Source organism: Streptomyces sp. NPDC006368 (assembly GCF_040612535.1).
GTDB lineage: Bacteria > Actinomycetota > Actinomycetes > Streptomycetales > Streptomycetaceae > Streptomyces.
This window is the reverse complement of sequence record NZ_JBEXQK010000009.1, coordinates 22,645-49,243: the sequence shown is the minus strand read 5'-3', so window position 1 is coordinate 49,243 and position 26,599 is coordinate 22,645. Positions and strand designations below refer to the sequence as shown.

The following is a 26,599-nucleotide window of genomic DNA, read 5'->3' as shown; positions in this document are numbered from 1 at the left end:
GGCAGCAGCACAGTGGAGTGAGGAGCCGCACACAGATGCCCCCTTCCGGTACCGGTGCCCGGCCGCCGACGATCGCCGACGTGGCCAAGGCCGCCTCGGTGTCACGGACGACCGTCTCGCACGCCCTGAACGGGCTCGGCAAGGTCGACCCCCGCACCCGCGAACGCATCAAGAAGGTCGCCGCGGAGCTCGGGTACCGGCCGAACCTGCGGGCGCAGCGGCTGCGGCGCGGGGAGGCGAAGGCCATCGCCCTGGCCTCGTCGATGCCGTTCGCGGTGGCCGGCGGGCCCTCCCGGCTCGGGTTCTACATGGAGGTCGCCGCCGCGGCGGCCGAGCGGGCCCTCGTCCACGGCTACGCCCTCGTCCTCGTCCCGCCCGTGCGGTCCGGCTCGGCGCTGTACTCGGTGGACATCGACGGCGCGATCGTCGTCGAGCCCGACGAGGACGACGTGGCCGTGGCGCAGCTGCGGGAACGCGGCCTGCCGTACGTGGCGCTCGGCCGGCCGGTCGCGTACGGCGACGACGCCCCCTACGTCGACCTGCGCGGCGGTCTCGTCGCCGACCTGCTCCTCGCCCATCTGCGCGAGCAGGGCGCCCGCCGCCCCGCACTGATCATCGGCGCGGGGGCGCGGCACTCCGCCGTCGACGCCCGCGCCGCGTACGAACGCGCCGCCGCCGAGCACGGCTGGGAGCCGCTGGTCGCGACGGCGCCCGAGCAGGGCGGCGAACAGGCCGGGTACGACACCTGCGCGGCCCTGCTGGCGGCCCACCCCGGCATCGACGCGGTGTGCGCGCTCGTGGACGTCTTCGCGGTCGGCGCCGTGCGGGCGATCCGGGACAGCGGACGCCGCACCCCGGACGACGTCATGGTCGTCACGCGGTACGACGGGCTGCGCGCCCGCACCTGCGAGCCGCCGCTCACCGCCGTCGACCTCCACCTGGACCGGGCCGCCGCGGACGCCGTGGAGCTCCTGCTCGACCGGTTGCGCGGCGAGTCCACCGTGCCGCCCGTGGCCACGGCGCCCGCACCTCGCGTCGTGGCCCGCGCCTCGTCGCTGCGGGCCCCGGCGGGGGGCGCGCGAGCGATGGGTGCGACGGAAGCCGGGGGGTGCGCGGGCGCCGCGCCGGCGATGCCCGGGGCTACGCCCCCAGAATGAGCACCGTTCCGGAGACGAGCGCGAAGACCAGCACGAACAGCCGCATCCGGCGCGCGTCGAACCGGTGGTGCACCAGTCGGCTCAGCCACGCCCCGGCGGCCAGCGCGGGCAGCAGCGCGGCCGCCCACCCCAGCTGGGCGCCGGAGCCGCGCCCCGTCGCGAACAGCAGCGTCAGCGACGCCACTTCACCGACGAGGAAGCACACGGCGACCGTCGCCCGCAGCTCCGCCGGCGGCCGGTGCTGGTACACCAGCGCGAGCGGCGGTCCGCCCACCCCCGTCGCCGTCTCCGTCAGCCCGGTGACCACCCCGGCCCCGACGTACGCGCCGCGGCCGGGGGAGAAGGCGGGCGCGGCCAGGCTCACCACAGCCGCCAGTACGGTCGCCACGCCGACGAACAGACCGAGCCGCCGGTCCGGGATCACCCACAGCAGCGCCAGCCCCGCCGGTGTCGCCGCCAGCCGCGCCGCCGTGATCCAGCGCGCGCCGCGCAGGTCGAGCGAGGCCCGCTCGCGCCACGCGACGTACAGGTTGAGCGGGATCATCGACGCCAGGACGAACACCGGCACCAGGCCCGGGTCGAGCAGCCCGGCGACCGGCGCGACGATCAGCGCGAAGCCCAGCCCACTGGCGCCCTGGACGAACGCGGCGACGGTCACCGTGACGGCGAGCACGATGAGTGTCTCCGTGCTCACGGCCGCGCCGCCCACGCGTCGGCGGACGTGGGGTGGACGCGGGTCACGGGCGCCCGGAGCAGCACTTCCTGGGCCAGCTCGGCCGCCCGCCGCACCAGCGCGGGCCCGTCCCAGGTGGTCGGCCACCCGCGCCACAACCGCAGCCGGCCGCCCACGAACACGGCGCTGAGCTGGTCGCGGTTGCCGCGCCGTACCAGCTCCCACGGCAGGTCCCAGGAGAGCCGCAGCTCCGGCGTCGCGACGTCGACCAGCAGGAAGTCGGCCGCCGCACCTTCGGTGACCGTGCCCGTGCGGGCCCCGAGGCCGACGGCGTCCGCGCCGCCCCGCGCGGCCCGGTCCAGCCAGGTCCAGCCGGCGCCGCAGGACGAGTCGCCGGTGGCCAGGCCGTAGGCGAGGCGCTGGGCGAACTCGGCGGCCTCCGCCAGCCGGAACGCGTCACCCCGCGTGCCGTCCGTGCCGAGCCCGAACCGGATGCCGCGCTCCGCCATGGCGGTCGCCGGGGCGACGGCGTTGCCCTTCCAGGCGCTGGCGACGGGGTTGTAGCTGACCGCCGCCCCGCTGTCGGCGAGGAGCGTGACCTCGCGGGGCGTCACCAGGGTGGCGTGCGCGGCCAGCAGCTGCGGCCCGAGGGCACCGATGTCGTGCAGGTACTCCAGGGGGCGCAGCCCGTGCCGGACCAGGGACCGTTCCACGGCGGCCAGATGCTCGTTGACGTGGATCTGGACGACCGCGCCCGCTTCGGCGGCCAGCCGGGCCGTACGGCGCAGGGTGTGCGCCGTCGCGGCCTCCGGGACGGAGACGGCGAGGGACGGGTGGACCAGTTCCTCCGTGGCGTACCGGACGAGGTGCTTCTCGGCGGCTGCGAGCGTCGTCCCCGTATCGGCGTCGGTGTCGTTGCAGACGAGGCCGAGTACGCAGCGGATGCCCGCGTCACGCGTGGCGGCGGCCACCAGTTCGACGTCCACCGGGGCCCGGGTGCCCGCCTCCGCCACGGTGGTGAAGCCGCCGCGCAGCGACTCCAGGGCGGCCAGCTTCGCCGCCACGTACACCGCCTCCTCGTCCAGGGCCCCTTCGAGGGGCACCCACACACGGCGGAAGATCTCCGACGGCTCCCCGAAGGCGAGGGCGGCGCCGAAGCTCTGCGTGAGGTGGTGGTGCGCGTCGACGAAGCCGGGGAGCAGGACGTGCCCGGGCAACCGGACGGAGCGCAGAAGCGGATACGTCCGCTCCAGCCGCCGCGCGGGTCCGACGGCGAGGAAGGTGTCGTCGGCGACGACGACCGCGTGATGGTCCATCAGCCCGTCGGGCGTGAGGACGGCGTCGGGCGCGAGGAGCAGTCCGTCCCCGGTGTCGGCGAGCAGGCGGTCGGGGGTGAGCTGGGTCATCGGTCACTTCCGGCAGGTCCGGCAGGGGGACAGGTACGGGTCCGGGGCAGCCGGACGTGGTGGAACAGGACGTTCAGCACGACGGCGACGAAGGCGCCGACGGCGACACCGCTCTCCAGGAGGATCCGGGCGGTGGGCGGGAAGCCGCCGTACACACCGGGGATGAGGATCGGCAGCAGGCCGAGGGCGAGGGCGACGGCGCAGATGAAGGTGTTGGTGTGCCGGTCCAGCGCGGCCCGGCCCAGCATCTGCACACCCAGCACCGTGATCACGGCGAAGACCACCATGGCGGTGCCGCCGACGACGGCCGCCGGGATCACGCTGATCGCCCGGGTCACGGGCGCCAGCAGGCCGATCAGGATCAGGACCACGCCCGCGGCGGCGGTGACGAACCGGCTGCGCACGCCGGTGACCCGCACGATGCCGATGTTCTCGCCGCTCGTCACCATCAGGGGCATGCCGAAGAAGCCACCGAGCAGGGAGGTGACCGCGTCGCCCCGGATGGTCTTCGGCACGTCGGCGCGCTTGTCGATCTCCTTGCCCACCGCCTCCGCGTTGATCACGGTCTGGCCGGTGGCCTCCGCCATGGAGGCGAGGCTGTAGAGCATCAGGGGCAGCGCGGCGACCAGGTTGAACACGGGCGAGCCGAAGGGCAGCGCCTGCGGCAGGCTCACCAGTCCGCCCTCGGCCGCCCGGCCGAGGTCGACACCGCCGAGGAGGAAGGCGAGCACCGTACCGGCGATCAGACCGAGCATGACGGCCAGCTGCCGCAGCACACCGGTGAACAGACGGTAGAAGGCGACGGTGAAACCGATCGTCGCCAGGCCGAGGACGAGGTTGGCGGGGTCGGCGAAGCCGGGGTCGCCGGGCCGCCCGGTGACGAGCACCGCGCCGACCTTCACCAGGTTCACGCCGACGATCACGATCATCGTGCCGATGACGAGGGCGGGGAAGAACGCGAGCAGCCGTGAGAAGACCGGCAGTACGACGAAGTAGAACGCGGCGGTGATGATGACCGCGCCGGTGGCGGTGGGCAGACCGTGCTGCTCGGCGATGGCCAGGAACAGGATGAGCGGCGCCCCGCCCGGCAGCATGACGAACGGCAGCCGGGGCCCGAACGCCCATGGCCCGAGCGACTGGATGAGGGAGCCGATCCCGGACAAGACGAAGGCGGCGGAGAGCAGACCGACCGTCAGCCCGGGGTCGAGCCGGAGCGTCGCGCTCATCAGGAAGATCGCCGAGATGGGTGTCGCGGCCATCACGAGCACGTGCTGTACGCCGAACAGCAGGATCCTGCCGAGGGGACGGGACTCGTCCACGGGGTGGGACGCCGACTGCGGCGGGGCTGCGGATGCGGCTGGGGGCGCGGACGGGGCGGGCACCGACGCGGACCCGGGCCGGGACTCGGCAGCGGGTTCGGACGTCGGTTCGGGACCGGCTTCGGGGCTGGGCTCAGGACCGGTCCCGGGGCTGGGCTGGGGGCTGGGTCCGGGGCTGTGCTCGGAAGGGGACGGGATGCGGGACGTGGGGCGGGGACTGGACACGTTCGAGCTCCGTTCGGCTCGTTCCGGCTTCGGCCGCGATCGGGCCCGGACGGGGGCGGAGCGAGGAGGCCAAATCGATTTGGCCGCCAGTATGTGAGGGCTCGACGGACCCGTCAAGGCATGCGGCACACCCGGGACCGGGACGTTCGCCCCGCGCTGTACGTACCTTTGGTCCCCTTTGGAGGGGCTGGCCGCCGACCCGGTCGCGCAGGTGGTCGCCTTCGGCGAAGGTGACCGGATCCTGCTCTGCACGGACGGCTTCCTGGAGACCCGCGACCGCTCCGGCCGCTTCTACGACCTGGCCGACCGCGCCAGCGCCCGGAGCCGGGAGCCTCTCGACGACCTGGTCAACGGCTTGCGCGCCGACCTCTTGCGCCACGCGGCGGGCGACCTGGAGGACGACGCGGCGCTGCTCGTGGTCGAACGCTCGGCCGTCCGAGCCTGAGGTCGGGCCGGCGCCCCTGACCCGCGTCCGGGCCCGCAGCGGGTGGGCCGGCCGTCCGGGTCCGGTGGGGGCGCGCGGAACGATCGCCCCCGGCAGGCGCCCGGCGCCCCCTCCGTACTCGCCGGCGCACTCGCGCGCGTCGCCGACCGCACGACGCGCCTCCTCCAGCAGCTCCCGCGCCGTCCCCTCGGCCTCGTCGTACCGGTCGGGGCGGGCCGAGCGCTGCACCGCCTGCGTCAACCCGCCCGCCGTGAGGTCCGGGCAGCGCCGCTCGGCCCGCACCGCGTGGCGGAAGAACATCCCGGCCGCGTACGCGACGTCCCTGATCTGCTCCGGGGTTCCCCAGCCCTGGCCGGGGCGCTGCTGGAAGACCCCCAGGGAGTCCTTGTCGCCGCAGTCGAGGTTGTTCATAGGGGACTCCACCCAGCCCGCCTCGAACCCGGCGAGCATCACCGTGCCGGACGCGCCGAGTTGACGGCCGACGGTGTGGCCGGCCTTGGTGACCTCCAGGCCCGGTCCGGTGGAATACGGCAGGGCGGCATGACGGGGATCTACCCGCGGGCCCCGCGCGCCCACGCCGCGTGGCGTGAAGACGACAGGCTGAAAAACTCCCGTAGCCCCGCTGTAACACGGCTGAGGTCGAATGCCTCCGGACCGGAGGGTTCCAGTGGGCCGTGGGGCAGGGGCAACGATGACGCCGCATCAACATCCGTCGGAGAACAGCACGTTCGCGCGCTACCTGAACGGTCTGGCGGAACGGCTCGACCGGGGTGGCGGCTGGTACGGCGTCTTCTGGCAGCGCGATCCCGTCGGCATGCGGGCCTGCTTCGAGGGGGCGGAGGTCCCGCCCTGGGACGTGGTGGAAGCGCTCCTCCAGGACCTCACGACCGCGTGGGGTGCCGAGGAGGCGTGGTCGGAGACGGTACGCGCGCGGCGACTCCACGCCGCCGCGATCGCCGCCCACGACCGGCGACCGGGCGCCCGTGAGGCGCTGCGTGGCCGGCTGGAGCTGATGCTGCGGGAGCGGGCACACGCGGCGCGGCGCGGTGAGGAGCTGGTGGCCCGGCTGTCCGTGACGGTGGAGGGCTCCCCGGAGGCGGAACGGCTCGCCCACGACCTGGCCTGGGTGCGCGACGACCACGCCCGCGCGGCGGCCCGCACCGATGAACTCCGTACCCGGCTCGCGGCACTCCCCCCGGAGCACACCGAAACGGCGCCCGGTGCGGCCCCGGCGTCCGAGGCCCCGCGGGACCCGGCTCCCGAGGCCCGGCAACCGGGCACGGCGGGCGGGCGGTGGCCCTGGAACCGGACCGGCGGCACGGCGGCCAGGAAGCGGCCCCGGGGCGCGCGGTACGCGTGGCTCGACGCGCCCGAGGAGGACGGGGCGCCCGAGGAGGACGGGGCGACGGGCGAGGACGGGGCGGCCGGGGCGGCGGCGTGGGGCGAGGCCGTCGCCGTACCCGACCTGCCCGTCGCCGCCGCCGTACCGCGAGGGGCCCGGTTCGGCGGCGCCCCGGCCGGCGACGAGGCGCAGCCCGAGCGGGCCGAGCGGGCCGAGCGGTCCGAGCGGGCCGAGGAGGAGCGCCGCGCCGTACACGAGGCGGCCCGGCGGGCGGCCCGCGAGGACGCCCGTCGCACCGTCGGCGCGCTCACCGGGCTGCGGGCGGAGGGCCGCGGTGGCGAGGCGCACGTCCTGCTCTGCGAGGCCGCCGCCCGGCCCGCCCCCTGGCTGCCGGTGCTCGCCGACGAGCTCGAACGCGCCGGCCTCGCGGCCGACTGGGCCACCCTCCTGTGGGAGACGGCGTCCCTGGCGCCCGAGCACTTCGTCACCGTCGCCCATGAGCTCGTCGCGGCCGGCCGCGACCAGGACGCACGGCAGCTGCTGCGGCAGGGGGTGGCCCGTCCCATCGGCGAGACGGCCGCCGCCGTGCTGGCGCTCGACGAGGGTGGCCGGGACGCGCACGCTTGGGCGCTGCTCGACGCCTTCGTACGGTCCCGTACGGCCGAGGACGCCGCCCGGCTCGCCGCGTACGCCCCGCACCGCCTGGTGCCCCGGCTCCTCACCGCGGCCCGCGAGGTCCCCTCGCACGAACGCCACCTCGTCCACGCGCTGCGCGTCGCCGGGTTCACCGGCGCCTGAGGCGCCCGCAGCCCGCCCGGAGCGCCCCGGGGTCGGCCGCGGCACCTGCCCGGGCCCATGCCCGAGTGAGCCCGGAATCCGGACGGTGTCGACCACTCGGGTACGAAACATGATCGACTCCGTCGGTTCACGGCGGCGGTCTTGCTCCGCGATGTGACGAGGCTTACGTTCGCTTTCTACGCACCGCGTCTACGTGCGTAGAGGCTCTCTGACGCCGTGCCGAAGGAGCAGCTCATGTCCCACGTCGTGCGCGCCGCCCTCGTTCAGGCCACCTGGACCGGCGACACCGAATCCATGATCGCCAAGCACGAGGAGCACGCCCGCGAGGCGGCCCGGCAGGGTGCCAAGGTCATCGGGTTCCAAGAGGTGTTCAACGCCCCGTACTTCTGCCAGGTCCAGGACCCGGAGCACTACCGCTGGGCCGAGCCCGTACCGGACGGCCCGACCGTCCGCCGCATGCGGGACCTCGCCCGCGAGACCGGCATGGTGATCGTCGTCCCCGTCTTCGAGACGGAGGGGCCCGGCTTCCACTACAACACCGCCGCCGTCATCGACGCCGACGGCTCCTACCTCGGCAAGTACCGCAAACACCACATCCCCCAGGTCGAAGGGTTCTGGGAGAAGTACTACTTCAGGCCCGGCAACCTCGGCTGGCCGGTCTTCGACACCGCCGTCGGCCGGGTGGGCGTCTACATCTGCTACGACCGCCACTTCCCCGAAGGCTGGCGCCAACTCGGCCTGAACGGCGCCCAGCTGGTGTACAACCCCTCCGCCACCCACCGGGGCCTGTCCGCCCACCTCTGGCAGCTGGAGCAGCCCGCCGCCGCCGTCGCCAACCTGTACTACGTCGCCGCGATCAACCGGGTCGGTCAGGAGGAGTACGGCGACAACGACTTCTACGGCACCAGCTACTTCGTCGACCCGCGCGGCCGGTTCGTCGGCGACCCCGCCTCCGACAAGGAGGAGGAGCTGATCGTCCGCGACCTCGACTTCCGCCTCATCGACGACGTACGACAGACATGGGCGTTCTACCGGGACCGCCGCCCCGACGCGTACGACGGGTTGGTGAAACCGTGATGAGCGATCTGTACGCGCGCCACAAGGCCGTCGTCCCCGACTGGGTCGCCCTCTACTACCGGGACCCCATCGAGATCACCCACGGCGAGGGCCGCCACGTGTGGGACGCGAGCGGCAAGCGCTACCTCGACTTCTTCGGCGGCATCCTCACCACCATGACCGCCCACGCCCTCCCCGAGGTCACCAAGGCCGTGACCGAGCAGGCCGGACGGATCATCCACTCCTCCACCCTCTACCTCAACCGCCCCATGGTGGAGCTCGCCGAGCGCGTCGCCCACCTCTCCGGCATCCCCGACGCGCGCGTCTTCTTCACCACCTCCGGCACGGAGGCGAACGACACCGCCCTGCTCCTGGCCACCGCGTACCGCCGCTCCAACCAGATCCTGGCGATGCGCAACAGCTACCACGGCCGCTCCTTCTCGACCGTCTCCGTCACCGGCAACCGCGCCTGGTCGCCGACCACCCTCTCCCCGCTGCAGACGCTGTACGTCCACGGCGGCGTCCGCACCCGGGGCCCTTACGCCCACCTGAGCGACGCGGATTTCATCACCGCGTGCGTCGCGGACCTGGAGGACCTGCTCGGGCACACCGGCGACGCCGCCGCGCTGATCGCCGAACCGATCCAGGGCGTCGGCGGATTCACCTCCCCACCCGACGGGCTGTACGCCGCGTTCCGCGAGGTCCTCGCCCGCCACGGGGTCCTGTGGATCGCCGACGAGGTACAGACCGGCTGGGGCCGCACCGGCGACCACTTCTGGGGCTGGCAGGCGCACGCGCGGAGCGGCCCGCCCGACATCCTCACCTTCGCCAAGGGCATCGGCAACGGCATGTCCATCGGCGGGGTCGTCGCCCGCGCCGAGGTGATGAACAGTCTGAACGCCAACTCCATCTCCACCTTCGGCGGTTCACCCATCACCATGGCGGCCGGTCTCGCCAACCTCTCCTACCTCCTGGAACACGACCTCCAGGGCAACGCCCGGCGCGTCGGCGGCCTGCTCATCGAGCGGCTGCGCGCCATCGGGGCGAGCAGCGCGCTGGTACGGGAAGTACGCGGGCGCGGGCTGATGATCGGCGTCGAGCTGGTGAAGCCCGGTACGGACGAGGCCCACCCGGAGGCGGCGGCAGCGGTCCTCGAAGCGGCCCGCGAGGCCGGCCTGCTCATCGGGAAGGGCGGCGGACACCACACGAGTGCCCTGCGCATCGCCCCGCCCCTGTCCCTGACCGTGGCCGAGGCGGAGGAGGGCGCGGCCATCCTCGAAGGGGCCCTGCGCTCCCTCTGACCGCGCCGACGCCATGCGACCGGCGCCGCCGCCCGCGCCGACGCCACCACCGCGCCGGAGCCGGCGTCGGCGCCCGCCCGCCCGCCGCAGTCCGCACCGGCGCCGCGTCCGCGCCACCGCCCATGCCGCCGAAGCAGCCGAAGGGGGCTCGCCCCGTGAGCACCGTCCGCACCCTCATCCGCAACGGCCTCGTCATCACCGCAGCCGACGAGACGCACGCCGACATCCTGATCGAGGACGGCCGCATCGCCGCCCTCGCCGCCCACGGCACCGCCGTCGCCCAGTCCTGGACCGCCGACCGGACGATCGACGCGACCGGCAAGTACGTCATCCCGGGTGGCGTGGACGCCCACACCCATCTCGACTTCCCCTTCGGCGGGACCTTCTCGTCCGACGACTTCGAGAGCGGCACCCGCGCCGCCGCCTGGGGCGGAACGACCACCATCGTCGACTTCGCCGTCCAGACGGTCGGCCACGGACTGCGGGAGGGGCTGGACGCCTGGCACGCCAAGGCCGACGGCAGATGCGCCATCGACTACGCCTTCCACATGATCGTCTCCGATGTGAACGACCATTCGCTCAAGGAGATGGACCTGCTGGTGGAGGAGGGCGTCACCTCCTTCAAGCTCTTCATGGCCTACCCCGGCGTCCTCTACAGCGACGACGGCCGGATCCTGCGCGCCATGCAGCGCGCCTCCGTCAACGGCGGGCTGATCATGATGCACGCCGAGAACGGCATCGCCATCGACGTCCTCATCGAGCAGGCCCTGGCCCGCGGTGAGACCGATCCCCGCTTCCACGGCGAGGTCCGCAAGGCGCTGCTGGAGGCGGAGGCGACCCACCGCGCCATCCAGCTCGCCCGCGTCGCGGGCGCACCGCTGTACGTCGTGCACGTCTCCGCCGAGGAGGCCGTCGCCGAGATCACCGCCGCCCGCGACAAGGGCCTCGACGTCTTCGGCGAGACCTGCCCGCAGTACCTCTTCCTCTCCACCGACAACCTCGCCGAGCCCGGCTTCGAAGGCGCGAAGTACGTGTGCAGTACGCCGCTCAGGCCGCGCGAACACCAGGCGGCACTCTGGCGGGCCCTGCGCACCAACGACCTCCAGGTCGTCTCCACCGACCACTGCCCGTTCTGCTTCGCCGGTCAGAAGGAGCTGGGCCGCGGTGACTTCTCCAGGATTCCCAACGGACTGCCGGGCATCGAGAACCGCATGGACCTGCTCCACCAGGGTGTCGTCGACGGTCACATCAGCCGCCGCCGGTGGATCGAGATCGCCTGCGCGACCCCGGCGCGGATGCTCGGCCTGTACCCCAAGAAGGGCACCATCGCTCCCGGCGCCGACGCCGACGTCGTCATCTACGACCCGCACGCGGAGCAGACGCTGTCCGTGGAGACCCACCACATGAACGTCGACTACTCGGCGTACGAGGGGAGGAGGGTCACCGGGCAGGTGGAGACCGTCCTGTCACGCGGGGAGGTCGTCATCGACCGGCGCGCCTTCACCGGCCGGGCGGGGCACGGCCTCTACACACCACGCTCCACCTGCCAGTACCTGAACTAGGAGGCCCGCCCGTGGACTTCGGACTCGTCCTGCAAACCGATCCGCCCGCCTCGGCGGTCGTCGGGCTCATGCGGCGCGCGGAGCGCAACGGCTTCCGCTACGGCTGGACCTTCGACTCCGCCGTGCTGTGGCAGGAGCCCTTCGTCATCTACAGCCAGATCCTCGAACACACCAGGAAACTGACCGTGGGTCCCATGGTCACCAATCCGGGGACCCGGACCTGGGAGGTCACCGCCTCCACGTTCGCCACCCTCAACGACATGTTCGGCAACCGCACCGTGTGCGGCATCGGCCGCGGTGACTCCGCGATGCGGGTCGCCGGCCGCAAGCCCAACACCCTCGCCCGGCTCGGCGAGGCCATCGACGTCATCCGTGATCTCGCGGAGGGCCGCGAGGCAGTCGTCGACGGCGAACCCGTCCGCATCCCCTGGGCCGGGAACGGCAGGCTGCCGGTGTGGATGGCGGCCTACGGGCCGAAGGCGCTCGCGCTCGCGGGCCGGAAGGCGGACGGCTTCATCCTCCAGCTCGCCGACCCGTTCCTCACCGAGTGGATGATCAAGTCGGTCCGGCAGGCCGCCGAGGAGGCGGGCCGCGACCCGGCCTCGATCACGGTCTGCGTCGCCGCGCCCGCGTACGTCGGCGACGACCTGGACCACGCCCGGGCCCAGTGCCGGTGGTTCGGCGGCATGGTCGGCAACCACGTCGCGGACCTGGTGGGCCGGTACGGCGAGCACTCCGGGCTGGTGCCCGAGGCCCTGACCTCGTACATCAAGCAGCGCCAGGGGTACGACTACAGCCACCACGGCCGCGCCGGGAACCCGTCCACCGACTTCGTCCCCGACGAGATCGTCGACCGCTTCTGTCTGCTGGGGCCGCCCACCGCCCACATCGAGAAGCTGAGGACGCTCCGTGACCTGGGCGTCGACCAGTTCGCGGTGTACGACATGCACGACGCGAAGGAGGCGACGATCGACGCGTACGGCTCCGAGATCATCCCCGCGCTGAACTCCTGACCGTCTCCCGGGAGCCCCACGCCCCGCACGGCCTCGTTCCGCCCCCGGGGAGAGGGTCCGGCCGACCGGGACCGGCCGACCGGGACCGGCCGACCCGGACCGGCCGACCCGGACCGGCCGGCCTGAAGGGCGGAACGGACCGCTGACACAGTTCCTTACCGTCCAGTAGGCTCCGCCCATGTCTGCCGACGCCATAGCCGGACTCGCCGACCACGCACGGGCTCTGACGGAGGGTCAGATAACTTCCGTCGCCCTGGTCCAGGCCTCCCTCGACCGGATCGAAGCCGGCCGGGCCACCGTCAACGCCTTCCGCTGCGTACGCGCCGAGGCCGCCCTCGCCGAGGCCGAGGACGCCGACCGCAGGCTCGCGGCGGGGGAGCGGCTGCCGCTGCTCGGCGTCCCGGTCGCCGTCAAGGACGACACCGACGTGGCCGGTCTGCCCACCCGCTTCGGCTGCGCCGGCGACATCCCGCCGGCCACCTCCGACGGGGAGGCCGTGCGCCGGCTGCGCGCCGCCGGCGCCGTCATCGTCGGCAAGACCAACTCCTGTGAGCTCGGCCAGTGGGCCTTCACCGAAGGCCCCGCCTTCGGCGCCACCCGCAACCCGTGGAACACCGACCACACCCCCGGCGGCTCGTCCGGCGGCTCGGCAGCGGCCGTGGCCGCCGGGCTCGTCTCCGCCGCCCTCGGCTCCGACGGCGCCGGGTCCATCCGCATCCCCGCCGCCTGGACCCACCTCGTCGGCATCAAACCGCAGCGCGGACGCGTCTCCGTCCACCCGTACACCGACTGCTTCGAGGGCCTGACCGTGAACGGCCCCCTCGCCCGCACCGTCGCCGACGCCGCCCTCCTGCTCGACGCCGTCTCCGGCGCCCACCCCGACGAGCCGTACCACCCCGCCCCCATCGACGCCTCCGCCGCCGCCCGCCGCGAGCCCGGCCGCCTCCGTATCGCCCTCGCGTGGCGCTCCGCGTTCACCGCCACCCGCAACCCGCTCCACCCCGGCATACGACGGGCGGTCACCGACCTCGCGGAGGCGCTCGGCCGCCTCGGTCACACCGTCGAGGAGGCCCGCCCGCGCTACGGCCTCATCGGGCTCGGCTTCCTGCCGCGCGCCACCGCGGGCATCGCCGCCTACGCCGACCGGCACCCCGACTCCACGCTGCTGGACCCGCGCACCCGCGGTGCCACCCGCACCGGCCGGCGCCTCGGCGGCCGTGCGCTGCGCGCCGCCCGGGCCCGCGAGGCCCACCAGCACCGCAGGATCGGCGCCCTCTTCGACACGTACGACGTCCTCCTCGCCCCCACCACCGCGGCGCCGCCGCCCCGCATCGGCGCGTTCGACGGCCTGTCGGCCTGGCGCACCGACCTGACGATGGCCGCGGCCTGCCCGTACGCCTGGCCCTGGAACGTCCTGGGCTGGCCCGGCGTGAACGTCCCCGCCGGGTTCACCGCGGACGGGCTCCCCGTCGGCGCCCAGCTCCTGGGCCCCGCCGGCAGCGAGGAACTCCTCATCTCGCTCGCCGCCCAACTGGAGGACGACCGGAAGTGGCACCTCGTCACCCCGCCCGCCACCGCCGTGCGGTGACCCCACCCCGTCAGGGCACGCGCGCGGTCCACTCCGGGGAGGAGAACTTCGTCCACGCCAGATCACGCGCGCGTGCCATCTCCTCGTCCGTGACCGTACCCTCGGACAGGCCGTACCGTTCACGGAACGAACCGATCATCTTCTCGATGACCGTGGCGCGCGGCAGGCCCGTCTGCCGGCGCAACGGGTCCACCCGCTTCCTCGCGCTCCGCGTGCCCTTGTCGGAGAGCTTCTCCCGGCCGATGCGCAGCACCTCCGTCATCTTCTCCGCGTCGATGTCGTACGCCATCGTCACGTGGTGCAGCACCGCGCCGTCCCCGCCCACGACCCGCTTCTGCGCCGCGCCCGCGATCTTGCCCGCGTCCGTGGCGATGTCGTTGAGCGGCTGGTACCACGCCTTGATGCCCATGTCGCCGAGCGCGCCCAGCACCCAGTCGTCGAGATAGGCGTAGCTGTCGCTGAAGGACAGGCCCTGCACGAGGGCGTCCGGTACGGACAGGGAGTACGTGATGGTGTTGCCCGGCTCGATGAACATCGCGCCGCCCCCGCTGATCCTGCGTACCACGGTGACGCCGTGCCGTTCGGCGGCCTGAGCGTCGACCTCGTTGCGCAGCGACTGGAAGCTGCCGATCACGACCGCCGGAGCGCCCCACTCCCACACCCGCAGCGTCGGCGGGCGGCGCCCCGCCGCGACCTCGGCGGTGAGCACCTCGTCCAGCGCCATGTGCAGGGCCGGCGGCTGCGGCCCGTCGTGGACGAGCTGCCAGTCGTAGTCCGTCCAGTCCGTGGCGTGCGCCAGGGCCCGCCGCACGGCGACCCCGATGCCCTCCGTCGTCAGCCCGAACATCTGCGTCCCGGGCGGCAGCGCCGCGTCGATCCGCGCGGCGAGCCCCGACGCGTCCGTGTCGGCGGGCGCACCCTCCAGCGCCTGGTCGATCGCGCCCAGCGCCTCGTCGGGCTCCAGGAAGAAATCCCCGGCCACGCGCACGTGCCGCAGGACACCGTCCTCCGCGTCGAGGTCGACCACGACCAGCTTCCCGCCGGGGACCTTGTACTCACCGTGCACGCCCACACCTCTCCCGTCCGGGGCCGGACCGGCCGTCCTTCAGCGTACGATCCGGCCCGGCCCGCCACCCGGCCGACGCTCCAGGCCCCCTTCGGCAGGGCGGCCTCCACGCCCGGGCGACCGCGATGTCGGAGGGGTGTGGTTGGCTGGAGGCATGATCGATGGACTGCTCGACGGATCCGGTTCCCTGTCCTCCGAGGTCGAGGCGGCGGTGCGCGCCGCGGCCGCGGTGGAGGTCATGCCGCGATGGCGGCAGCTCGCCGCGCACGACATCGTCGAGAAGAGCGGCCCGCACGACCTGGTGACGATCGCCGACCGGTCCGCCGAGGCCCACCTCACCGCGTCGCTCACCGCGCTGCTGCCCGGCTCCGTGGTGGTCGGTGAGGAAGCCGTCCACGCCGACCCGGCGGTGTACGACGCGCTCCAGGGCGACGCCCCCGTGTGGATCGTCGACCCGGTCGACGGCACCCGGCAGTTCGTGCGCGGCGAGCCCGGCTTCTGCACGCTGGTCGCGCTCGCGTGGCGCGGCGAGCTCCTGGCGGGCTGGACGTTCGCCCCGGCGCTGGACGAGATGGCCGTCGCGGTGCGCGGACGGGGCGCCCGGGTGAACGGCGCGGTGATCCGGGCGGGGTCTCCCGCGCCCGGCGCGGTGCTGGAGGTCCTGATGTCCCATCCCGACTACACCAGCCCGGAGCAGAAGGCCGCCCTGCTGGGCCTGGGGACCGACCGCGTCCACGCCCGCCCGTGCGGCTCGGCGGGCCTGGCGTACCTGGACGTGGCCCGCGGTGACACCGACGCGATCGCCTTCTCCTGGGAGTACGCCTGGGACCACGCGGCGGGCCTGCTGCTGGTCGAGGAGGCGGGCGGCGCCCACGCCACGCTGACGGGTGAGCCGTTCCGCGTCACGGGCGGCAACGCCCTGCCGTTCACCGCCGCCCGCGACCGGGCCACGGCCGACCGTATCCGCACCCTGCTGACCGCCCGGTAAAGACCGGCACTCGCGGCCCGGGAAGGCCGCGGCGCCGCATATCCTTGAGCCCTTGTGGCCATCGGCTGACGAAGGAGTCCGAAGGTGACGTCGATGCTCGATGCCGTCGTCGTGGGGGCGGGGCCCAACGGACTGACCGCCGCCGCCGAACTGGCCCGCCGCGGCTTCTCCGTCGCCGTCTTCGAGGCCCTCGACACCGTCGGCGGCGGCGCCAGGACCGAGGAGCTCACGCTGCCCGGCTTCCGGCACGACCCGTGCTCCGCCGTGCACCCGCTGGGCGTCGGCTCGCCCGCGTTCAAGGCCCTGCCCCTGGACCGCTACGGGCTGGAGTGGCTGCACCCCGAACTGCCCATGGCACACCCCTTCGACGACGGCTCGGCGGCCGTGCTCTCCCGCTCCGTCGCCGAGACCGCCGCCTCCTTCGGCCCCCGGGACGCCGGCGCGTACCGGCGGCTCGTCGCGCCGTACCTCGACAAGTGGGACACCCTCGCCCGCGACTTCATGTCGCTGCCCCTCACCGCCCTCCCGCGCGACCCCCTCACCCTCGCCCGCTTCGGCATCGACGGCCTGCCGCCCTCCACCTGGCTGATGCGCCGGTTCCGCGACGACCGGGCCCGCGCCCTCTTCGCCGGACTGGTCGCCCACGTCATCGCACCGCTCAACGGCCTCGCCACCGGTGCGGTCGGGCTCGTCTTCGCCCTCGCCGCACACGCCGGCGGCTGGCCCCTCCCGCGCGGCGGCTCCCAGTCCATCTCGGACGCCCTCTGCGCGTACGTGCGGGACCTCGGCGGCACCGTCCACACCGGCTACGAGGTCAAGCGCCTCGACGACCTGCCGCCCGCCCGCGCGTACGTCTTCGACACCTCCCCGACCGCCCTGGCGCGCATCGCCGGATTCGGCCGGTTCTACGACGGTTACCGCTACGGCGCCTCCGTCTTCAAGATCGACTACGCGCTGGACGGCCCCGTCCCCTGGACCGCGACCGAGCCCCGCCGCGCCGGCACCATCCAGGTCGGGCCCAGCTCCCGGGAGATCGACACCGCCCTCCGCCAGGCCGCCGGCGGCACGGCCCCCCGCACCCCCTTCCTCATCACCGCCCAGCCCAGCCTCGTCGACCCGTCCCGGGCACCCGAGGGCAAGCACGTCTTCTGGGCGTACGGCCATGTGCCGCACGCCTGGCGCGGCGACCTCACCGAGGCGATCGAGCGTCAGATCGAGCGTTTCGCCCCCGGCTTCCGCGACCTCGTCCTCGCCCGTGCCACCGCCGGCCCGCCCGAACTGGCCGCCCGCAACGCCAACTACGTCGGCGGCGACATCGCCTGCGGCGCCGCCGGCGGCCTCCAACTGCTGCTGCGCCCCCGCCTGTCCCTCTTCCCGTACCACACGCCCCACCCCGCCGTGTTCCTCTGCTCCTCCGCCACACCACCCGGCCCCGGCGTCCACGGCATGTCGGGACACAACGCCGCCAAGGCCGTCTGGCGCCACCTGCGGGGGAACCGGCGATGAGGCTCACCCTCGTCCGCGGCGACATCACCGAGCAGCACGCCGACGCCATCGTCAACGCCGCGAACTCCTCCCTGCTGGGCGGCGGAGGCGTCGACGGCGCGATACACCGGCGCGGTGGTCCGGAAATCCTCGCCGAGTGCCGCGCGCTGCGTGCCTCCCACTACGGCCGCGGCCTTCCCACCGGCCGGGCCGTCGCCACCACCGCGGGCCGCCTGCACGCCCGCTGGGTCATCCACACCGTCGGCCCGGTGCACAGCGCCGAGGAGGACCGCTCGGACCTGCTGGCCTCCTGCTACCGCGAGTCCCTGCGCGTCGCCGACGAACTGGGTGCCCGCACGGTCGCCTTCCCCGCCATCTCGACCGGCGTCTACCACTGGCCCATGGACGACGCCGCCCGCATCGCGGTCCGGACCGTACGGGCGACGGGGACGGCCGTCGAGGAGGTCAGGTTCGTCCTCTTCGACGAGCGGGCGTACGAGGCGTTCGCCGCGCACATACGGTGACCGCCGCGGACCCGTTCCGTACGGGGCGAACGGCCGCTCCCGGATGCGGTGGCGGCCCGGAGCCCCGACCATCGTCGTAGGGAGGGCCGAGCGGGTCGGCCCGGTTCAGGTTTGCGAGGCCCCCCATGGCGTCCCAGCACCATGCCGGTGCCGCGCACCCCGACGGGCACGGCGGAGCCGGCACCGCGCAATTGTTGCGGGAAGTGGCCCTGGAGGTGTCCCGCAGCGCACGGGACGTCCTCGGCGCCTCCACCCGGGCCGCGGCCGTACTCACCTCGCCGCGGCTGGCGCGCTCCAGCGTGCGCCACCCCCGCAGCGGGATGGCCGCCCAGTGGGCGCTGGTACGCGCCCTGACCCGCGACACCGGTCTCGGCTTCGCGGTGGGCGCGGCGGGGGGCGCCCTCGGCCGCATGGGTCAGGCCGGCGAGATCTGCGGGCGGGAGAGCCTGGCGAACCGGGTCGCCGTGACCTCGCTGCGGCTGCGTGCCGCCGCGGTGCTGACGGAACACCCGGAACTGGGCCGGGACGCGGGCATGCGGCGGCTGATGGACGCCGTGGCCGCCGACCGCGACGTGGACGCGCTGCGCGCCCTGCGCGCGCTGCTCAAGGACAAGGGCGCCGAGCGGGCCATGTCCACGCTGGCGCCCCTCTTCGCCGAACTGTCGGCCATCCGGGCGCTGCTCGACGAGAACCCCCTGAACGACGAGGTCGGCTGGCAGATCGCGACCGGTGAGGCGCTGCACGCCGATCCGTGGTTCGGGATCTCGGCGCGCCACCTCGCCGCCTTCGACGACGGCGAGGGCGCCGCCGTCCCCGTCACCCTGGACGAGGAAGACCGCCGGTCGCTCGCCGAGCGGGGCTCGCTCATGGGCTTCCTCCACAACATCGACCTGCTCCGCACCGACGGCCGCATCCTCATCCAGGACGTGCGCGGGCCGGACGGCGTGCTCCGGCACGTCCTCCAGGCCCCCGGCATGGCCCCCGGAAAGCCGCGCAACGACTCCCCGCAGGACTTCGTCGGCGCGTGGAGCAACCTGTTCGACCCCGAGTCCCCGTACACGCGCGGCATCCTGCTGGCCATCGACGAGTACGGGCTGCCCGAAGGGGCCGACCTGGCGATGATCGGTCACAGCGAGGGCGGCATCGCCCTGATGAACCTCGCGCAGAACAGCGAGTTCTGCCGCCGGTTCCGCGTCACCCACGTGGTCGCGGTGGGCTCGCCCATCGACAACAAGAGGCCCGCCGACCCCCGCACCTGGGTGGCCAGCGTCACCAACCAGCACGACCTCGTTCCCACGCTGGACGGCAGGGGCGCGGGCTCGGGCACGGTGTTCACCCCGCACCCGGACTGGTACGAGGTCGACTACATCGACGCCAGCCACGACTTCCCGCTGTGCCACTCCCTGGGGACGTACATCGACAACCTGGAGGCCGACCTGCCCGAGGCGCGGCGCGACATCGACGACGCGCTGACGCCCTACCGGGGACAGGTGGTGCGCTCGCAGGTCTACCAGCTCAAGGACCGGGCCAACCCGCCGCAGGGCTACCCCCTGATGGCGGTGCCGGTCACCCCCGTGGCCACCACCGCCGGACCGGCCGAGGTCCCGGTGCGGTACTACGACTCGACGGCCGTCGTCGCCTTCTTCGCCGTGGCACCCACCGCGGCGGCCCCCTTGCTGTCCGACGCCTCCTGGATGACCCCGACCCGGTTCGGGCGGCGCGTCCTGGTCGCGCTCTCCGTGTACGAACACCGCTGCGTGAGCCTCGGCGCCTACAACGAGATGAGCCTCGCGGTCCTGGTGAACGACCTGTGGCGGCCCCGGCCGTACGACGTGGTGCGCGACCTGCTGCGCCGGGCGGACACCCGCCGGGCCGGGCGCCAGGTCACGGCCCTGGCCGTCACCACTCCGGAGGCCGAGGCGGTCAGCCGCGAGCTGTGGGGCCAGCCGGCCCGAAGGGCCCTCCTGGACGTCCGGCTGACGGCCAACCGGCTCCGCGCCACCCTGACCGAACCCCTCCTGACCGAACCGGCTCGCGACGAACCCGCCGCGACCGAAGCGGGGCCGACCGGCCCCGGCCTCGCCGAACCGGGCCCGCTTCTCGACTTCAGCGGCGACCTCGGCCCGTACGTGACGGCGCCGCGAGTCGACTCCGTCCTCTACGGCCGCACGGCCGACGCGACCCTGCGCACCCTGGTGCACTGCGCGGGCCGCCAGCGGTTCCACGCGGCGCCCCGGCTGCGCCTGCGCTGCGCCCCCGGCCCGGCGGCGGACGAACACCCGCTGCTGCGGCAGATCCGGGCGCTCGGGCTGGACGGCGCGCGGCCCCTGTTCGTCCTGAGCTCACCGGTGCACCAGGCCCGGCGCGGCGCCGGGGCTCCCCTGCCCCGCTGACCCCGACCCCCGCCGGACCCGAAGAAGCGGCCGAGAAGGCCGGGAGCGCCACGAGACGAGGAGACCGCATGACCATGGACGCCGTGCGCGACGAGGAGCTGTTCTCGCTCGAGGACCGGCTGCGCGCCGAGGTGGACGTACTCGCCGGAGCAGCGCGTCGGCTGGAGGAGCAGGCGGCCAGGCTGGAGGAGCGGCCCGATGTGCCCGACTGGTGCGTGCCTTCCCTGCGCCGGCAGGCGGAGAGCTGCCGCACCGCCGCCGAGGACCTGCGGGGAGCCGCGTCCGTCCTCGGCAGGCACACGGACCGTGCGGCGGGCGCCGCCGGCACCCGGCTGACGGCCGACTGACGGCCGACGAACGCGCGGGCCCCCGCGTCCCGTACGGCGTCGCGAGGACCGGGGACGATACGGCGCGGGTCAGGGCGCGCGCAGGACGAGTGCCGTGTTCTGGCCGCCGAACCCGAACGACGTGCTCAGCGCCGTTCCCATCCGGGCCGGGCGGGGCCGCCCGATGACGACGTCCAGCTCCGCGCCGCTCTCCTGGGCTCGCAGGTTGGCCGTCGGCGGGATCGTACGGTGCTGGAGGGTCAGCACCGTCAGCGCCGCCTCGATGGCGCCCGCGGCGCCGAGCGCGTGACCGATGACGCTCTTGTTGGCGGTGACCGCCGGCTCGTGCGGGAACAGCCGGCGCAGCAGCCGGGCCTCGGTGGTGTCGTTGAGCGGGGTCGAGGTGGCGTGCGCGTTGACGTGGTCGATGTCCGCCGCCGAACAGCCGGCGTCGTCCAGCGCGGCCAGCACCGCCGCCTGAGCGCCACGGCCCTCCGGATGGGGAGCGGCGGGGTGGTGGGCGTCGGCGCTCGCCCCGTAGCCCGCCAGGTAGCCGCGTACCCCGGCGCTGCGCCGGTGGGCGTCCTCGGCGCGCTCCAGCACCAGCACGGCGGCGCCCTCACCGGGGACGAAGCCGTCCCGTTCGGTGTCGAAGGGCCGGGACGCCGCGGCCGGGTCCGAACGCCGCGAGGACATGGCCCGCATCTGGCCGAAACACGTGGTCGTCATCCGGCTGCGGGCGGACTCGCTCCCGCCCGCCAGCGCGATGTCGCAGCGTCCGGCCCGCAGCAGGTCCAGCGCCGTCCCGATGGCGGTCGCCCCGGAGGCACAGGCGCTGCTGGTGGTGAAGTTGACGCCGTGCGCCCCGAGGTCGAGCGCCACCTCCGCGGCGGCCATGCTCGGCACGCTGCGGGTGATCTGGTACGGCGAGACGCGGTCGCTGCGGTTGTCGTGGAGGAGCCGGAAGGGCTCCTCGTAGGAGTGCAGGCTGTTGCTGCCCACGCCCAGGACGACCGCGACGCGTTCACTGCGCCACCGCGCCGGGTCCAGACCGGCGTCGCGCACCGCCTGGCGCGCGGCGACCACCGCCATCTGGGCGTACGGATCGAGGCGCCGCGACACCGCGTGGCCGAGCAGCGCGCGGACCGAGAAGTCCGGGACCGCGCAGGAGAAGTCGGTCCGCAGTCCCTGGAGGACCGGGTCGGGGCGCGCCACCGACGTACCGCGGAGCATCGTCGCCCAGGAGGAGTCGAGACACGCCCCCGCCGGTGACAGGAGCCCGATGCCGGTGACGGCCGCGTCGCGCGTACTGGGGTCCAACGGGCAACCTCCGTCAGGCGGGAAGACAGGACCGCGTCCACGCCCTCCGTCCGGGGCGGGTGGGCGCGGCGCGGTGACCGGACGGACCTCACCTTTCACCACGTCCGCCCGCCGCGGCGCCACCCGATCGCCGCGACACACCGGGCGGGCACGGCATTCACCCCGCCGTGTGATCACCGCCGGTCCTGGCGGGACCGGCGTCACGCGCGACGGTGCCCTCCGTCGCGTCTGCCGCGTCCGGTGCCAGGAGCCGGGCGGCGAGCCGGTCCCGGTCCGGCCAGCGGACGTCATGGGCCCACCCCAGGCGCTCGAAGAGCCGGATGAGCGTGGCCGTCGCGTCGAACTGGCCGCGCAGCGCACCGTGCCGGGCGCTGGTCGGGTCGGCGTGGTGCAGGTTGTGCCAGCCCTCGCCGAACGTCAGCAGCGCCACCCAGCCCACGTCGCGTGACTGGTCCCGGCTCCGGTAGTGCTGCCGGCCGAACGCGTGGGCGACGGAGTTGACCGACCAGGTGACGTGGTGGACGACGGCATAACGGACGAGGCTGCCCCAGAAGAAGGCGGTGGCGGCGCCGTGCCACGACATCGTCCACAGGCCCCCGACGAGCGGCGGCAGCGCGAGCGACACGGCCACGGTGAGCCAGTACCAGCGGTCCAGACGGCTGATGTCGGGATCGCGCAGGATGTCGGGCGCGTAGTGCGCCATGTCCGCCCGCCGCCGCCGCGCGAACCAGCCGATCTGCGCGTGCCACAGCCCCCGCAGGAGCGCCCGGCGGCCGGTGCCGAAGGCCCACGGCGAATGCGGGTCGCCCTCCCGGTCCGAGAACTGGTGGTGGCGGCGGTGCTCGGCGACCCAGAGCGCGACCGGCCCTTCCATCGCCATGCCGCCGGCCAGCGCGAGCGCGACGCGCAGCGGCCGCTTCGCCTTGAAGGACTGGTGCGTGAAGTGACGGTGGTAGCCCGTCGAGATACCCGCGATCGACACCGCGTACATGCCCAGCCCGAGCGCCACGTCGAGCGGCCCGGCGCCCCACTCCCAGGCGACCGGCAGGGCGGCGGCGAGCAGCACGAACGGCAGGATGATGATGCCCACCAGGTAGCCCGTGTACTCCGCGCCCGTCACCCGCACGGTGCCACCCGAGGGGTCCGCCGAAGATGCGGCCGTCATCGCGGCGCCCCCGATCGCCCGCCCGATCGCCCGCCCGGTCGCCTGCCCGGTCGCCTGCCCGGTCGCCCACCCGTGCTCCCGCCCGTGCTCCCGCCCGGGCGGGAGGCCCGCCTCACGGCCCGCGCCGGGCCGCCGCGCGTGAGGACCCCGCTCCCCGGCGCGGGCGCCCCCGGCGCCGGGGGCATCACCGGTGGTTCGCCTCGTCGAAGCATGCTGTGCGCCCTCCTGTCCCTGCCGGGGCCGGTCCCCGGCGGCCCCATGCTGGGCGGTCACCCCCGCGGGGGGACGGCGGCGCGCGGCGGGGCCCGTGTGCCGGGCGGATCATTCACACCCCCGCCGCGACCGGCGTGCGGGCGCCGCACCCGCGTGCCGTAATGGGAGGGAATCCGCCGGCGACCGCTTTTCCGCGTCGCCCTGCCACGTCTGGTGGGCCCCATGGACTTTCTCGCGGAGTACGACGCGATCCCGCAGACCGACGCCGCGCTCCGCGTCGGCCTGCTGCGACAGCGCATGAAGACCGAAGGACCCGCCCTCCTGCGCGAACTGCGCGCACGCCGGCCCGTGTTCGCCACCCCCGTCGGCGTCTTCGTCACCCGGATGCCCGATGTGGTGGAGGTGCTGTCCACGCCCGACGTGTTCACCGTCGGCGTGTACGGACCGACGCTGGAGGAGGCGCTGCACGGGCCGTTCATGCTCGCCCGGGACGGCGCCGATTTCCACTGGCACGACCGCGCCCACGCCCAGCTGATGCTGCCCGCCGAGGACTTCGCTCCGGTCCGCAGGCTCACCGCCCGCCTCGCCGACCACGCCCTCGACCGGGCGGACAGGGCGGCGCGCGCCGAGGGCCGCACGACCTTCGACTACATCCAGGAGTACGCGGCCCCGGTCGCCGCGCGGGTCGCGAGCGAGTACCTCGGCTTCACGGACGTCCCCGAGGAGACGCTCCACACCCTCTCCCAGCGGGTGCAGTGGGCCGTCTTCGTCAACCCGGACAGGAACCCCGAGGTGCACGCCTCCGGCGTGGCGGCCGGCAAGGAGCTGCACGACCTGGTCGCCGGCGTCATCCACCGGCGCCGCGCCGGGACGGGCACCGCCGACGGGACGCCCCGGGACGTACTCGACCGGATGCTGCGCACCGTCCTGCCACCGGGCACCGGCCCCGAACTGGACGAGGAGCGGATCAACCACCAGCTCGTCGGTTACCTGATCGGTTATCAGCAGAACGCCACCCAGTGCGCGGCGACGGCGCTGAAGGAACTCGCCGCCCGCCCCGACGCGCTGGCCGAGGCGGAGCGGCTGGCCGGCGGCGACGACACCGCGGCCTTCGACGGCTACGTCTGGGAGGCCCTGCGCTTCCACCCCTTCGTGCCGTCGACGCCGAGGCTCTGCGTCCGCGACCACGTTCTGGCCGCCGGGACACCGCGCGAGACCCCGCTCGCCGCGGGGACCGTCGTCCACGCGCACATGGCGTCGGCGATGTTCGACGAGACGGCTGTCGACGACCCGTACGCCTTCCGCCCCGACCGGACACCCGTGCACAACCTGGTGCTCGGCCACGGGGCCCATGACTGCGTCGGCAAGTACCCGGCCCGCGCGATCGTCCCCGAGATGGTGCGACGGGTGCTGCTGCGCCCCGGCGTCAGGCCCCTGCCGGGGCCCGAGGGGGCCATGGACTACGCGGGCACCCCGTATCCGCAGCACTACACCGTGACGACGGGCACCGCACCCCTCTCCTGAGCCCTCCGGAGACACGGGGGGGGGCCGGACACGCAGACCCCACCGGCCGCCCGGGGGGCCGAGCAGAGAGCAGGCACACAGATGACCACCACCTCCCGCCGGACGGCCTCCGTGACCGACGACGGCCGCGACCCGTCCACCCGCAACGGCCGCGACCCGTCCCGGGACGGGCTGCGCAACCGCGTCGAGGCACACGTCCTCACCCACTACGCGCCCTTGTGGCGGGCGGTGCAGGGAAACCGGTGGCTGTATCGCAAGGCCAACGCCGTACTGACCGACCGGGCCATCCTCAAGGCGCCCCCGCGCCCCAACCCGCTGAGCACGATGGCGCCGTACACCTCGTGGATCTCCCTCACGGACCGCTCCTTCGTAGGCCGTCACCTCCCCCCGGACACCGCCGCCCACCCGGGGCGCCCCGCGCCCGAGCGGACGGCCGAGCTCTTCCGCCGCGACGGCGCCGGAGGGACCTGCGCCCGTTCGACCGCGCTGCTGCCCGCCTTCGCCCAGTGGTTCACGGACGGGTTCCTGCGCGGGCACGGCCGGGGCGGCGACCCGCGGCGCACCGACTCACCCCACACCATCGACCTGGTGCAGCTGTACGGGGCCGACGCGGAGGTCACCTCCTGCCTGCGGGAGTTCGAGGGCGGACGGCTGAAGAGCCGCACCGTCAACGGCGGGGAGTTCCCACCGCTGCTCTGCGAGAACGGACGGATCAAGCCCGAGTTCAGCGCGCTCGAACCGGTCCGCTGGGACGACGTGCCCGAGCCGCTGCGCGACACCGTGTTCGCCACCGGCGGCGACCGGGCGCACGCCCACATCGGCCCGATGCTCGTGAACGTGCTGTTCCTGCGGGAGCACAACCGGATCGCCGGGCTGCTGTCCCGCGCCCACCCGGACTGGGACGACGAGCGCGTCTTCCAGACCACCCGCAACATCCTGGTGGTGATGACGATCCGGCTCGTGCTGGAGGAGTACATCAACCACCTGACCCCCTACCACTTCCGCTTCATCCTCGACCCCACGCGCACCGTCAAGTCCCCCTGGCACCGGGAGAACTGGTCGACCATCGAGTTCAGCCTGGTCTACCGCTGGCACAGCCTCATCCCCTCCACCTACCGGATCGCGGGCCGGGACGTGCCGCTGCTCCACACGCTCGCCAACGGCCGCATCGTGGAGGAACGCGGCCTGGGGCCGCTCTTCGACGACCTCTCCCGCCAGCCCGCGGGACGGATGAGCCTGTTCAACACCGACCCTCTGCTGCTGCCCATCGAGACCCGCAGCGTCGCGGTGAGCCGGGAGCTCCAGGTGGCGTCCTACAACGACTACCGCGAGCACTTCGGCTTCCCGCGCGCCACCGACCTGCGCCAGATCTCCGGGGACCCGGTGGTGCGCGAGGCGCTGCACGACCTGTACGCCGACGTGGACGAGCTCGACCTGTACGTCGGCATCTTTGCCGAGGACGCCCGGCACGGCAGCCTCTTCGGCAACCTCCTCGGCCGGGTCATCGGCATCGACTCGTTCTCCGAGGCCCTCACCAACCCGCTGCTGTCACCGAGGCTGTTCACCCCGGAGACGTTCTCACCCGAAGGGCTGGACATCCTGCGCCGGACCCGCTCGCTGTCCGACCTCGTCCACCGCAACAAGCCGGAGGACGACGGGCGTTACCTGGTGTCCCTCGGCGTCAAGCACACATAGCTCCCTTCTGGGGAC

General features: G+C 74.1%; 21 protein-coding genes. 15 read left to right on the top strand and 6 right to left on the bottom strand.

Annotated features, from left to right (window positions below; all coding sequences use genetic code 11):
* Window positions 1-35: 35 nt before the first annotated feature.
* Window positions 36-1,157, top strand: a complete 1,122-nt coding sequence (locus tag ABZZ38_RS10005) for a LacI family DNA-binding transcriptional regulator (protein ID WP_356737678.1) — start codon at window positions 36-38, stop codon at window positions 1,155-1,157.
* Here ABZZ38_RS10005 and ABZZ38_RS10000 read toward each other — a convergent pair.
* Genes ABZZ38_RS10000 through ABZZ38_RS09990 form a run of 3 tightly spaced genes read right to left on the bottom strand, consistent with a single transcriptional unit; the run spans window position 1,141 to window position 4,555 of the window.
* On the bottom strand, window positions 1,141-1,851 hold the full coding sequence (locus tag ABZZ38_RS10000) for a sulfite exporter TauE/SafE family protein (RefSeq protein ID WP_356737676.1): 711 nt from the start codon (window positions 1,849-1,851) through the stop codon (window positions 1,141-1,143). The genes ABZZ38_RS10005 and ABZZ38_RS10000 overlap by 17 nt on opposite strands.
* Window positions 1,848-3,236 carry an amidohydrolase family protein gene (locus ABZZ38_RS09995; RefSeq protein WP_356737674.1) on the bottom strand — a complete coding sequence of 463 codons (1,389 nt, stop codon included), beginning with the start codon at window positions 3,234-3,236 and terminating at the stop codon, window positions 1,848-1,850. The genes ABZZ38_RS10000 and ABZZ38_RS09995 overlap by 4 nt, the downstream gene beginning before the upstream one ends.
* Complete coding sequence (locus ABZZ38_RS09990) at window positions 3,233-4,555, bottom strand: uracil-xanthine permease family protein (protein WP_356737672.1); 1,323 nt, start codon at window positions 4,553-4,555, stop codon at window positions 3,233-3,235. Before ABZZ38_RS09990 ends, ABZZ38_RS09995 begins: the two co-directional genes overlap by 4 nt.
* A gap of 403 nt (window positions 4,556-4,958) precedes the next feature.
* Here ABZZ38_RS09990 and ABZZ38_RS09985 point away from each other — a divergent pair, with 403 nt between their 5' ends.
* The 7 genes from ABZZ38_RS09985 (at window position 4,959) to ABZZ38_RS09955 (ending at window position 13,885) form a co-directional block, all read left to right on the top strand.
* Window positions 4,959-5,225 (top strand): SpoIIE family protein phosphatase, encoded by a 267-nt coding sequence (locus ABZZ38_RS09985; RefSeq protein WP_356737670.1) that lies wholly within the window; start codon window positions 4,959-4,961, stop codon window positions 5,223-5,225.
* Between the two features lie 691 nt (window positions 5,226-5,916).
* The gene (locus ABZZ38_RS09980; RefSeq protein ID WP_356737668.1) at window positions 5,917-7,365 is read left to right on the top strand and encodes a hypothetical protein; all 1,449 of its coding nucleotides are present in this window, start codon (window positions 5,917-5,919) and stop codon (window positions 7,363-7,365) included.
* 234 nt (window positions 7,366-7,599) lie between these two features.
* Window positions 7,600-8,442 (top strand): nitrilase-related carbon-nitrogen hydrolase, encoded by an 843-nt coding sequence (locus ABZZ38_RS09975; RefSeq protein ID WP_356737666.1) that lies wholly within the window; start codon window positions 7,600-7,602, stop codon window positions 8,440-8,442.
* Window positions 8,442-9,722, top strand: coding sequence for an aspartate aminotransferase family protein (locus tag ABZZ38_RS09970; RefSeq protein WP_356737664.1), 1,281 nt, complete (start codon window positions 8,442-8,444; stop codon window positions 9,720-9,722). Before ABZZ38_RS09975 ends, ABZZ38_RS09970 begins: the two co-directional genes overlap by 1 nt.
* A gap of 155 nt (window positions 9,723-9,877) precedes the next feature.
* Window positions 9,878-11,284 carry a dihydropyrimidinase gene (gene hydA / locus ABZZ38_RS09965; protein ID WP_356737662.1) on the top strand — a complete coding sequence of 469 codons (1,407 nt, stop codon included), beginning with the start codon at window positions 9,878-9,880 and terminating at the stop codon, window positions 11,282-11,284.
* Between the two features lie 11 nt (window positions 11,285-11,295).
* Window positions 11,296-12,297 carry a TIGR03842 family LLM class F420-dependent oxidoreductase gene (locus tag ABZZ38_RS09960; protein WP_356737660.1) on the top strand — a complete coding sequence of 334 codons (1,002 nt, stop codon included), beginning with the start codon at window positions 11,296-11,298 and terminating at the stop codon, window positions 12,295-12,297.
* A 178-nt stretch (window positions 12,298-12,475) separates the two neighbouring features.
* On the top strand, window positions 12,476-13,885 hold the full coding sequence (locus tag ABZZ38_RS09955; protein WP_356737658.1) for an amidase: 1,410 nt from the start codon (window positions 12,476-12,478) through the stop codon (window positions 13,883-13,885).
* 10 nt (window positions 13,886-13,895) lie between these two features.
* Here ABZZ38_RS09955 and ABZZ38_RS09950 read toward each other — a convergent pair whose 3' ends face one another.
* Window positions 13,896-14,951 carry a biotin/lipoate A/B protein ligase family protein gene (locus ABZZ38_RS09950; protein ID WP_356737656.1) on the bottom strand — a complete coding sequence of 352 codons (1,056 nt, stop codon included), beginning with the start codon at window positions 14,949-14,951 and terminating at the stop codon, window positions 13,896-13,898.
* 154 nt (window positions 14,952-15,105) lie between these two features.
* On the opposite strand from ABZZ38_RS09950, the gene ABZZ38_RS09945 reads away from it, so the two are divergent.
* From ABZZ38_RS09945 to ABZZ38_RS09925, 5 genes are all read left to right on the top strand, one after another.
* The gene (locus tag ABZZ38_RS09945; protein WP_356737654.1) at window positions 15,106-15,939 is read left to right on the top strand and encodes an inositol monophosphatase family protein; all 834 of its coding nucleotides are present in this window, start codon (window positions 15,106-15,108) and stop codon (window positions 15,937-15,939) included.
* Between the two features lie 84 nt (window positions 15,940-16,023).
* Window positions 16,024-17,445: an NAD(P)/FAD-dependent oxidoreductase gene (locus ABZZ38_RS09940; protein WP_356737652.1), complete on the top strand. Its 1,422-nt coding sequence runs from the start codon at window positions 16,024-16,026 to the stop codon at window positions 17,443-17,445.
* Window positions 17,442-17,948, top strand: coding sequence for an O-acetyl-ADP-ribose deacetylase (locus ABZZ38_RS09935; protein ID WP_356737650.1), 507 nt, complete (start codon window positions 17,442-17,444; stop codon window positions 17,946-17,948). Before ABZZ38_RS09940 ends, ABZZ38_RS09935 begins: the two co-directional genes overlap by 4 nt.
* Window positions 17,949-18,073: 125 nt before the next feature.
* Window positions 18,074-20,341, top strand: a complete 2,268-nt coding sequence (locus ABZZ38_RS09930) for a hypothetical protein (RefSeq protein ID WP_356737648.1) — start codon at window positions 18,074-18,076, stop codon at window positions 20,339-20,341.
* Window positions 20,342-20,409: 68 nt separating this feature from the next.
* Window positions 20,410-20,688 carry a hypothetical protein gene (locus tag ABZZ38_RS09925; RefSeq protein WP_356737646.1) on the top strand — a complete coding sequence of 93 codons (279 nt, stop codon included), beginning with the start codon at window positions 20,410-20,412 and terminating at the stop codon, window positions 20,686-20,688.
* A 69-nt stretch (window positions 20,689-20,757) separates the two neighbouring features.
* On the opposite strand, the gene ABZZ38_RS09920 is transcribed toward ABZZ38_RS09925, so the two are convergent.
* Window positions 20,758-21,987: a beta-ketoacyl-[acyl-carrier-protein] synthase family protein gene (locus ABZZ38_RS09920; RefSeq protein WP_356737644.1), complete on the bottom strand. Its 1,230-nt coding sequence runs from the start codon at window positions 21,985-21,987 to the stop codon at window positions 20,758-20,760.
* A gap of 157 nt (window positions 21,988-22,144) precedes the next feature.
* Window positions 22,145-23,152 carry an acyl-CoA desaturase gene (locus ABZZ38_RS09915; protein WP_356737642.1) on the bottom strand — a complete coding sequence of 336 codons (1,008 nt, stop codon included), beginning with the start codon at window positions 23,150-23,152 and terminating at the stop codon, window positions 22,145-22,147.
* A 435-nt stretch (window positions 23,153-23,587) separates the two neighbouring features.
* Here ABZZ38_RS09915 and ABZZ38_RS09910 point away from each other — a divergent pair, with 435 nt between their 5' ends.
* A complete protein-coding gene (locus ABZZ38_RS09910; RefSeq protein WP_356737640.1) occupies window positions 23,588-24,889 on the top strand; it encodes a cytochrome P450 in 1,302 nt (433 codons plus the stop codon).
* Between the two features lie 81 nt (window positions 24,890-24,970).
* Window positions 24,971-26,584 carry a peroxidase family protein gene (locus ABZZ38_RS09905; protein WP_356737638.1) on the top strand — a complete coding sequence of 538 codons (1,614 nt, stop codon included), beginning with the start codon at window positions 24,971-24,973 and terminating at the stop codon, window positions 26,582-26,584.
* Window positions 26,585-26,599 lie beyond the last annotated feature (15 nt).

Bases quoted from the DNA above. Each gene is read 5' to 3' on its own strand.
- ABZZ38_RS09930 (WP_356737648.1), top strand. From the start codon at position 18,074: ATGGCGTCCCAGCACCATGCCGGTGCCGCGCACCCCGACGGGCACGGC.
- ABZZ38_RS09925 (WP_356737646.1), top strand. From the start codon at position 20,410: ATGACCATGGACGCCGTGCGCGACGAGGAGCTGTTCTCGCTCGAGGAC.
- ABZZ38_RS09915 (WP_356737642.1), bottom strand. From the start codon at position 23,152: ATGACGGCCGCATCTTCGGCGGACCCCTCGGGTGGCACCGTGCGGGTG.
- ABZZ38_RS09945 (WP_356737654.1), top strand. From the start codon at position 15,106: ATGATCGATGGACTGCTCGACGGATCCGGTTCCCTGTCCTCCGAGGTC.
- ABZZ38_RS09975 (WP_356737666.1), top strand. From the start codon at position 7,600: ATGTCCCACGTCGTGCGCGCCGCCCTCGTTCAGGCCACCTGGACCGGC.
- ABZZ38_RS09970 (WP_356737664.1), top strand. From the start codon at position 8,442: ATGAGCGATCTGTACGCGCGCCACAAGGCCGTCGTCCCCGACTGGGTC.
- ABZZ38_RS09935 (WP_356737650.1), top strand. From the start codon at position 17,442: ATGAGGCTCACCCTCGTCCGCGGCGACATCACCGAGCAGCACGCCGAC.
- ABZZ38_RS09980 (WP_356737668.1), top strand. From the start codon at position 5,917: ATGACGCCGCATCAACATCCGTCGGAGAACAGCACGTTCGCGCGCTAC.
- ABZZ38_RS09955 (WP_356737658.1), top strand. From the start codon at position 12,476: ATGTCTGCCGACGCCATAGCCGGACTCGCCGACCACGCACGGGCTCTG.
- ABZZ38_RS09995 (WP_356737674.1), bottom strand. From the start codon at position 3,236: ATGACCCAGCTCACCCCCGACCGCCTGCTCGCCGACACCGGGGACGGA.
- ABZZ38_RS09905 (WP_356737638.1), top strand. From the start codon at position 24,971: ATGACCACCACCTCCCGCCGGACGGCCTCCGTGACCGACGACGGCCGC.
- ABZZ38_RS09910 (WP_356737640.1), top strand. From the start codon at position 23,588: ATGGACTTTCTCGCGGAGTACGACGCGATCCCGCAGACCGACGCCGCG.
- ABZZ38_RS10005 (WP_356737678.1), top strand. From the start codon at position 36: ATGCCCCCTTCCGGTACCGGTGCCCGGCCGCCGACGATCGCCGACGTG.